Genomic DNA, 9,637 nt, shown 5'->3' with positions numbered 1-9,637 from the left:
TTTAAATTTGCCGAGCAAGTTGAATTAAATCAAATGGATATGCAAGCAGTTGAGCGTTCATTGCTTATATCAAAAGTAACCACAGAAATCCGAAAACAAACAGGCGTGGTTTTTCCTGCTGATAGTTAATTTTTACTTTAATAGTCGTAACAAAGCCGAATGTATTATGCATTCGGCTTTTTTCTTATGCATGGTATTAGCTAAAACTATTTTGCTGAATGAATCGCTTTTTCCGTAATATCTCCAGCTAAGTTTGGCGTTGAAATATTAAAGTTAACAAATTTTCCTGACTGTTGGATTTCTTTAACGTGGCGATATTCAGCGCTAATTATCAGGTTTTAACACGTATGGATTTTCTTGTATCGTGTTTGGAAAAGTCACCGTTTACTTGGAGTATTTTACCTACACACCTTGCGGAACCGTATGTAAAGTCCAAACAAATAAAGCGATGTGATGTTGCATTTTTTGATGGTGATATCTCATGGGGATGCGGGCTAATCAGTAGCCAAAACTCAGATAAAGGCCCCGTTTTTCTAAAAGCCGCTGAGTGTCTAAAGAAAGCAATGAAAGAATCTCATCATTATTAGGGCGTGTTAATTAAGTATTTTTTAATATTAATTTATAAAATTAACAGATTACCAGTTGGATTTATAAATTCCACTTATGGTTTCGTTATTAAAATTTGACTGTTCAATATCAATAGTGTTTCAAAATGAGATTTATAGGGTATTCGTGATTTTTAATTCATAAAAAGTGAATAAAAAAATATACAATCGACAATTTTAAATATATAGTCATTTTAATTGAATATATATTTACTTCTTTTGCAGTATAAAAAGGAACGTTACTATGGAACAGTCAGACATTACCTCCCTCATCCCCATTGTTATAACGCTGATTATCTCGTTAACGACACGTAATGTGGTCGTTGGTCTTTTTGCGGGTGTGTTGAGTGGAGTAGCAATGCTAAACGGTTTGTTTACCACGCTTGATCCGTTTGAAACATTTGGTGTCATGGTTAAAAGTTATATCTCACCTCAACTAACAGATAGCTATAATGCCGGAGTGATTGTATTGCTGGTTTTCATTGGTGGATTTGTTGCACTAATGGAAAAGTCGGGTGGTGGCCTGGCGTTTGCAGAAAAAGTAACGCTTTGGGTAAAAAGTAAATTCCAAGCACAAACCTCCGCATGGCTAGGGGGGATTATCATTTTCTTCTCTGATTTAGGTACGCCATTAATTGTTGGTCCAGTTTTTCGCCCTCTTTTCGATAAATTAAAAATCTCTCGTCAAAAACTGGCCTTCATTATTGATTCAACTTCATCACCTGTGGCTATTTTAATTCCATTCATTGGTTGGGGTGTCTATATCATGGGGTTAATTCAGAAAGAATTTACTGCATTAAATGTCACTGATATTACGGATTGGGATGCGTTTTTAGGTGCTATTCCATATCAATTCTACGCAATTTTAGCGATAGCGATTGTTCCACTTGTCGCATTAAAGAAATTAGATTTTGGTCCAATGGCAAAAGTTGAAGCGATAGCAAGTAAGGGGGAACTTCATGCATCATCCGATATTTCAAAAGAGATTTTTACGCATAAAAATGCAAAAGCCTCATTTGTATGGGTACCGCTATTGGTGATGGGCGCTGTTTTGGTATTTATGCTTGCACCTTTAGGTTTCCCATTTGAAAAAGTATCTGGTTCAGTGTTTCGTTCTGCTTTATCTACTGCTTACTTCTTTGCCGCATTTACACTAATTATTTTAATGGCAATGAATAAAGTAAGAAGTCTATCAGATGGTATTTCTGTTTACATGAAAGGGATGGGTAACATGATGCAAGTTGCAATCATCCTTATCCTTGCATGGACTTTGAGCTCTGTAGGTAAAGAGTTAGGTGCGGCAGCTTATATTGCAGAGCAAGCTCAAAACGGCTTTCCATATTGGTTAGTGCCTGCGGTATCTTTTTTACTGGCTGCGATCATTTCATTTGCTACGGGATCGTCATGGGGAACATTTGCAATTATGATGCACTTGGTTATTCCGACAGCTATCGCAATTGATGCGCCACTGTTCGCTTGTATTGGTGCTGTACTTTCTGGAGGTTTGTTTGGCGATCACTGTTCACCAATCTCTGAAACAACAATTTTGTCTTCAACAGGAGCAGGGTGTGATCAGTTCGAACACTTTAAGACACAACTCCCTTATGCATTATTAAATGGTGGAATCGCACTGGTCAGTTTCCTAATTGCAGGCATTTTTGATAACCCACTTATATTCATATTAGCGTTAATCGCGCAGGTTACATTGGTAGTAACTCTCGCTAAATTAACTCCAGAGAATATGTTTAATAAAAGTAAGTTGGTGACCAATTAGATTAGGCGTTTATCAAAAGGTTATAGAAAACGAAACGGTCCTTAATTGGGCCGTTTTTTTGTTTTTCGTCTGTACATGATGAAGCACATACAAAGTTAAGAATGTAATTAAGAGGTTGGATATTTACAGAAACAAGAGATGTCGACCTAGGAAGCAAGGAGTGAAGGATAATAGGGTTTGACTGAGCAATCCGTTCATATTTATATAGCAGACAAATTTACTTTTAGATACTTTCAATACACTGAATGTGGAGATGCAGATGCTCTGCCAATTTAAACTTATTCCCGGTCGCCTACTTACCCAAAAAGACTTGCCGTATATACTCACTCCCAATGAATTACTGAATCATCTTAATCGTTTTACTGATCTAACTTCATTAAAAGCGTCGTTACCTATTAATTTACAGCGTTACTCTGCAATTAGTGATTCACAAGGGGTATTTCAAACCGTCAGTCGTATTCGTCAATTGGTCGAGCAGGGAGAGTGGGCAGCATTATCGTTAATGAACCAACATCGAAGTGTCGATTCTCTGCATTTAGTTCAAGGAAGCGGTCTAAAAAAACGTATTGATAAAGTGGTTAACCCTTCGGTTACTCGTTCTCGTTTAAAAGTAAAACCGACCTTACCTCGTTCAAGTTCAAACACCTCATCCATCACTCCTATTTCTGAAAAAAAGAATGACAATAAAATCGTCATCGAATTTGCAGGGCAATGGCCTAATAACGCCGCATCAATCTCGATTTCAAAATTAAAAAACATCAATGAAAAGACAGTAAAGCCGAAAAAAGACCACAAAAACGGACACAGGAGTCTTGTAGAATTTACGAATTTAGATGATAGAAATCGAGCACTGTATTTGACGTTACCAAGCATGAACTCAGCCAAAGAGATAAATCTGTTACTGAGCGAATCATTACTTCCTGTAGCCAAAGAAACAGAAATGGCAGAGTGGGATAATGTGTTAGTGCCTGTGGTGCCAATGAAGAGGCAAGAAACAGAACACACATTATATAAAACTGGTTTCTTTTACATTATTTGGAAAAATAAAGTATGGCGAGAAATCGCTATTAATAAAAATGGTTATTTTTGTGAATATTATCATCAAGGTGATAATCGAAGCCAATCAAAAACCTACCATGTAAATATTACAGGATCGGAGTTTCTGCCAGAATCTAATGTCTCTTTTGAAAAATTTGAATTGTATCAAAAAGGAAAAAAAGTCTTTTCTGGTGAACTCGATCTATGTGAACAAGCAAGAGTATTTGATTTAGGAGAAGAAGAGGTCACATTAAAATTTGTAGATTTTGATCACGATGAAATATGTCTAGCGACACACGAAAGCCCAACAAAAGATGATGGCTCAAATAATACGAAACGAATAAGTCATCCCATGCCTCATATTTGGTTGCCTTATAAAATATTAGGTCAACAGCAAACCGATTGTTATGTCTATTATAGCCAAAGATCATTGAATGAAAATGACATCAACGCACTAGAGGCTGATTATATTAATGTCGCGGTATCCACAGATGAAATGTCTGTTTATAGCAAGCAGCAAACATTTGAAGGCGATAGTATTTACAAGTTACCCATAGTTGATAATTCAGTTTTTGGAGCAGAATTAATCAATAAGCAAAGTGATAGCAACATTGCAGCAATGACGGTGATGCCACCAAAAAATCAAATTACATTACGTTACCGAATTTGTAGCACAACAGACCAACCTGATGATTTCATGATGTTAAGAAATGAAGACCAAGAATGGTCACAGAAAGTTTATTTCAGACAAGCAAAAGCTGACGATGAAGGTTTCTTAAATCTCCCTTTTTCTGGTTGGCCAAAAGAAGTTGAAGAGGTTGATATTCTTCGCGGCGCAAGTGCTGATTTAGGGACAATAGAATACGAATTATCCGTTTTGAAAACAAAAATTAAAATTTCAGAATTAATAGGCTAGAACAATGAAAAAAATACTATTACTTGTACTATTTAGTATCACTCTAATGGGGTGTAATGACCCTGAAAGCGCTGCAGCAGAAGCTGTTCAATTAAGGGCTGAACAGCATCCAGACCGTACCTATGTGGGTGAGAATAATTATTACACCATGGAAAGCAGTGGTGACATTCAATTCACGACAAAAAAAGATTTAAAAGTAATGTATCAAGATTTTCCTCGTTACTTTATTGAAAAAGCCAAAGAGTGGCCAAAAGAAGATCTTAATGATACCAGCTCATACGATTTACCGCGCTTTCAATTTGCATGGGCGAATTCAAGCTCAAAAGATGAGTATGAGAGTGGGCTTAAAATTTGGAGCATGAAAACCGACGGAACAGATTTACGTTTAGTGACGGATGCAACCATTGGTTTTGCATCCATTCGTAATTTAGCGCGTTCTCCAAATAATCGTTACGTTGCTTGGGCGGGATCTGGTGGTCAGAAAGGTGTGTATGATTTAAAAACAGGTAAGGTTTCGAATATGCATAAATTTACCTCGCCACTTGATATGCTTTGGTCGGAAGACAGTCGTTATTTGTATTTTGATGATGCTAGAAACAGTTATGCTCGTTGGGATTCAGAGACTGGTGAGGTTAGTGATTCTGATTTGAAAGTTCGTACTGAAGCTGTTCTAACTGAAGATAAAATTATCAAAGTCACTGATGCGGCAGTTGTGGGTTATAACTTAAAGACAAATGAACGTTTATTTGTTTTAAGTTCAGACCGCTCATTAAGTGATAAAGAAAGAATTTTTAGAGTTAAATCTATTAGTCCAACAGGACGTTTTGCATGGGGTTCAAATCAAAGTTTTGCTTGGATGTTTGATACTAAAGAATTAACTGTTAAGCAAATGACCACAGACTATACGCCAGCTCAAATTTTAGGGAAAGATGCTCATTTTAGTGCATTAGATAGTTTTGCTAAAGTTAGAATTGTTGATCGCGTTGGAGATCGTGTGTGGTCATGGCGTGCATTTTATTATGGGGCGCTATCTGGCGACGCTATTTTATATAATGGTTTAGCTAACAATGGTTTATGGTTTAAGGAGGACAAGTAATGTCAGCTTTAAAAACCTATGATCACGGAATTTATTTATTAGGGGCTTACTTTACAAGTTATCTAGATGAAGAGGGCGAGAGAATTGAAGCAACTTGGCATCAATCATCTGATGTAACTGAGGCTGATTTACGCAATGTTCGCCCAATCCCTTTTACGCCTGTTTTGGTTTATGATACTGAAAAATCTGCTCTATGGGGTACGGATAAAGACGGTTTACTGTGTCAACTGGGTTACTTTGATGAGGATGCCGTACCTGAAACTGTAGCAAGGAAGCAAACCTTCTTACGCCATAAAGCGCCATTAACGGTTAGTGAATTAAATTTAGATAAACCATATTCATTAATGTTTCCGCCATTAAATGTGATTGGACAACTGGCTGAAACACACACCAGTGTCAAAGCGTTAAACGATTCACTAAAAGATATTTATTCGAATAAATTAAAATTAAAAAATAAAAAACCGATTGAATTTACTATCAGTAAAATAAGTGTTGAACAGTTAGCTGAACCTTATAAAAAAGAATCCGATAAACTGACAGATGAAGAGAATGACTACAAGGCTTGGTATGATAAAATCATAGCGAGTGGAGTAGAAGAAATTCAAGGTATTATTACTCCTGTTTTTCACTCAGTTGGTGTGGTGTTCAGCAGTGATTTGTATGTGGGGGCAGAGGTTTCCTTTATTCAAGTGAAATCTAAACAAGACAGTTCAGGTGAAGCAGAAAAAGTCTTGGCCACGAGTTTTGTGACGAAACCTGATCCCAGTGATGATAAAACAAATAACCCAGAAGATTATAAGAAAATAACACCTAGCGTTGTATTTAATTTTGATCCTACATTAATTGATGATGGCTATTTTCTGCTTCGCACGCGTTTTTGGGTTGAAGAATATTTAGATAAACAAAAAGAAATATTAGAAGAAGGAATAGACGCTATTTTTCCTGATTCAGTAAAGCAAGGGCAATTAAAATTTGAAGCAAAAGTAAAACATCCAGAGAGTGAAACGGTACAAGATGTCTATACTTATGAACTGCATGAAAAAGTCACTTTTAAACCGATAAGCGGTTTTGGTAAGTTGGCGATGGTGTGCGGTGATTTAATCTCTCTTGAAGAGTGTTTAATTTATCAATACCCAACGGCATTACCTAGCTATTCTGATTTTATGACACAGCAAGGAAACCCCGTTGCGTTAAAAGGCACTGGTGTTGCCACGCTTGGTGTTGCATCTGCAGTACAAAAGACAGCGCAATCATATACTCAAGGTTTTGCGACAAAAGGCATTGGTGTATTTGGTGATTTATCTAGCCAGCAAATTGCGACCAGTGTGGCAAAAAATATTTGGGGTAAATTAACCGTTGAGGGTGTTTTACCAGAGCCGCTTACTGCTGGGGCGAGTTTCTTGTTTGGGTTGCAATCGGTCAAAGAGGCGCGTGATGCGTTTACAACAGCGGTCGAGACAGCAGAAACACTGCAAGAATTAGCACCGTCTCAGGTTGCTCGAAGTGTGGTTCGAAATGTTTATGCCAATAGGCCTGTTATGCGTGATTTCTTTATTGATATGAGAGAGCATCTTCAAGAACACGGGGCATCTGTTAGCTCTCGAAATCTCGCGGCAAGTTGGTTTGAAGGAAGTGCTTATACAAAATTGGCTAAAGGCTTACCTATTATAGACAGTATTGGCAGTATGTATGATTTTTATCAGCTAGTAGATAAACAAGGAGAATTAGAGAAACAATCGACTAAAGAACAAGAAAACTTTGATGGTGCAACCACTGATTATTTGCAAAAAATTGTGATGGTAAAAGCCGAGGCGGACTGGGCTAAGCAGCTTTCAGATGCCACTAAGGTTTTGAATAATGACGGTAAGGAGCAAATAGCGCGTATTATTACGCAAGGCTCTCGTGCGATTATTCATATTAACTTCAAATTTAATTCGTCGGAGCTACCAAATACAGGTACGACATTACGTAGTGATATCGATAAAGTTTGTGAGAAAATTGCTGAACTACTAAAAACACACCCAGATTATCGAATTCAAATCGATGGGCACGCAGGGCGAATTGGCAGTGATAAGGCGAATAAGACGATTGCTGAGGATCGCGCGAAACAAGTTGAGCAGGCAATTTTAGATAAAGCGAAAGAAGATAACACATTACCTGAGCGTATTATTACTTTGTCACATGGCAACACTCAACCAATAAGTGCAGGCAACGCTAAAGTTGCTATGAGTGAAACTGGGGACGATTCAGCGTTAGCGGAAGATAGACGTGTTGAAATAAGCCTATTGCCTCCAACCTACTCATTAGCTTTACCTCCTAGCCGAACGGGTATGATTGACTTAGAGAAAGTTCGTCAAGCAAAACAGGCGATTGATGTTGGGTTAGATAATAATCAAAAAGAGCAAATGTCAGCAGTATTCAACTCTTTAATGGGGGTGGCAATGTTAACCCCTATCGCCCCTGTCGCGGCTGGGGTTATGTTAATTAAAGAGGGTGCTACTATTGCAGACAGTGGGTTAAGCTTTTTAGATTCAATATTAACAGAAGGGGCTTATAAGGATTTTAAAGCCAAATATAAGAACGTTAATGAGCTAAACCAGTTAGGTAAAATTCACATTGAAGTATTGCAACAGTATCGTGGGTTTAAGGTAAAAATTGAACAGCAGTTAACAAAAAAAGAAGAGGTAGAAGCGTTTCTAAAGGCGAATAAAACATCAGAAGAATTACAAAAACGCTTCTTACTTCGAGCTTTGGCGTTAAATGGTTTAATTGAATTGCTTGCCAGAATATCGCTAGGGAGTAGCTCAAATAGTGATTATAAAAAAGAACTCATAAGCGATCGAGTTCAAGACTACATAGAAACTTATATTCTTAATGATAATTGGGAAGCCCCTTTGTCGTCTTACAATACCATGGCTCAGAATTGGCTGAACCGAGTAAGAGATGATAAAACTGGCGCATCACAAGCACGTTCTTTCTTTGTGGAATATGCCAGTAAGAATAAGAAAGCAACGTTGGATGAAGCAACGAAACATTTAGTTAAACGAGCTAAAATTCAAGGTACGTTTAATACCGGGTTCCCTGTGCAAACCAGTTTGTATATGGATGATAAAGAGAATGGTTTTGTTGATTTTGCTAAGTTGTTTGACAATACAGTTCAAGACGTGAAACCTGACGATATTGGTTTTAGTCGTTTATTGGTACTTAACGATCGAGATGATGATAAATCATGGGTGCCTTATTCAAAGTGGAAAGAACCAGATAAAACAAACCGTATTACGCCATTTACTCGTGTTAAGTTACAAGTAGTATTAACCAAAGACGCTTCAGAAGATGCGAAGAAATTCTTTAAAGCAACATTAAGTTATGGTTGTGATCGTGGCTGGCTTGATATTGATGGCCCTCAATATCAAGTCTTATTATCAGCAAAAGAGGTGTCTGATTTAACCGTGTGCGGGGCAGCAGATAAAGAATTGACGTCATACTACAGACAGCAATTAGGCGATGACTATGCAGCGGATAAAGATGAAAAACAAACGTTAACCGCTGTTGAATTTGAACCAACCTATTGGTTTGGTGAGTATGAAATCCCCGGTCTTAAACCTCTGTTTTCTGGTTATTGGTATGAAAATTTTGATACATGGAAACAGGATGGTAAATACAAAGCTCTGTCGTATTTCTTTAAGCTGAATCAGCATAAAGTGTCGATAGAAAAACTGGACGTTGGTGGCGTGCTTTACGATATGAGCAATATTCACTATGGCATTGATGACAACAATACCTATGGAAGTGTTGATACATCAACTAAACCGCTATATCTCTTTGATGGGTTAGGTAATCAAAGTGCGGTAATTAATGAGGCTGATTTACTTGTTGAAAGCTTTGTTAAAGCGAATGAAAGTAGTAAAGGAGCCGGTAAAAAGCCCTATATAGAAGGAAATATCACATCGCTTGCTGCATTAAACATAGGGAATAAATTTGAATGGTTTGATAAACAAAAGCTAATTAATTCTCAACAGTTTGATTGGAGTAAAGAGCAACCTACATCGATTTATGTGGCTTTGCTTGCAGATAAAGATAACCGTGAAGATTACAAGAGTATTGGTTTCAATCTTGATAAGATCACAATGCAGTTAAAGTTAAGTATTGAAGAGCAAGACTCAGTGCTTATAAAAGCGAACTCAAAGGGAAAAGGGCCAAGTTACTTT

At 37.4% G+C, this 9,637-nt stretch carries 5 protein-coding genes and 1 pseudogene; all 6 read left to right on the top strand.

What is annotated here, in order from left to right; genetic code table 11:
* Window positions 1–129 (top strand): annotated as a pseudogene (locus PVK70_RS18225) (gfo/Idh/MocA family oxidoreductase); the annotation flags it as partial.
* Between the two features lie 218 nt (window positions 130–347).
* Window positions 348–587, top strand: a complete 240-nt coding sequence (locus PVK70_RS18220; RefSeq protein ID WP_242504826.1) for a hypothetical protein — start codon at window positions 348–350, stop codon at window positions 585–587.
* A 262-nt stretch (window positions 588–849) separates the two neighbouring features.
* Entirely contained in the window at window positions 850–2,379 is a 1,530-nt protein-coding gene (locus tag PVK70_RS18215) for a Na+/H+ antiporter NhaC family protein (RefSeq protein WP_130049373.1), read from the top strand.
* Window positions 2,380–2,638: 259 nt separating this feature from the next.
* A complete protein-coding gene (locus PVK70_RS18210) occupies window positions 2,639–4,333 on the top strand; it encodes a hypothetical protein (protein ID WP_130049374.1) in 1,695 nt (564 codons plus the stop codon).
* Between the two features lie 4 nt (window positions 4,334–4,337).
* Entirely contained in the window at window positions 4,338–5,429 is a 1,092-nt protein-coding gene (locus PVK70_RS18205; RefSeq protein ID WP_130049375.1) for a WD40 repeat domain-containing protein, read from the top strand.
* On the top strand, window positions 5,429–9,637 hold a 4,209-nt coding region (locus PVK70_RS18200), incomplete at its 3' end, for an OmpA family protein (protein WP_274441700.1). The genes PVK70_RS18205 and PVK70_RS18200, both read left to right, overlap by 1 nt.

The sequence above is a fragment of the Aliivibrio sp. A6 genome (assembly GCF_028765505.1).
In the GTDB taxonomy this organism is placed as follows: domain Bacteria; phylum Pseudomonadota; class Gammaproteobacteria; order Enterobacterales; family Vibrionaceae; genus Aliivibrio; species Aliivibrio finisterrensis_A.
This window is presented reverse-complemented; position numbering and strand designations above follow the sequence as displayed.